Below are 447 nucleotides of genomic sequence, written 5' to 3' on the forward strand. Positions count from 1 at the left end.
CTGAATCGGGCGTGCAGGCGATTCTGGGCACGCCAGGCGATCTCCTTGACCCATCGCGGCTTGCCCTTCTGTCGCTCGGCCATGGCATAGCTGACGCGCGGCTGTACGCGGTAGTGGGTGGCGCATTCGATGAGAATCCATCGTGCATGGGCGTTGCCGCACTTGGTGATGCCGGTCTGTTTCTGTTTGCCACCGGTGGTGTATTCTCCGGGGGTGAGGCCGAGATAACTCATCAGCTGGCGCGGATGGGTGAAACGCACGAAATCGCCGATTTCGGAAACGACCATCATGGCGGCGACGATCTTGAAACCCCGGAAAGTCATGAGGGCATCGACGACGGGCTTGTTGGCCCTGCCATTCGGGTCAGTAGTACCAGAGCTTGGCAAGGGGTTTTTTGAAGGTCGTTTTGAGGGCGTCAGGGAGCGGATCGATCCGGGCGGGCCGGTT

The 447-nt window shown here is 60.4% G+C and carries 1 protein-coding gene; it reads right to left on the minus strand.

The window, feature by feature from the left end:
* Nucleotides 1–290, minus strand: a 290-nt coding sequence (locus ACG2LG_RS24230) for a transposase (RefSeq protein WP_396263485.1), incomplete at its 3' end; no start/stop codon positions are given.
* Between the last annotated feature and the right edge of the window lie 157 nt (nucleotides 291–447).

This window comes from Haloferula sp. A504 (assembly GCF_044385805.1).
In the GTDB taxonomy this organism is placed as follows: Bacteria; Verrucomicrobiota; Verrucomicrobiia; order Verrucomicrobiales; family Akkermansiaceae; genus Haloferula.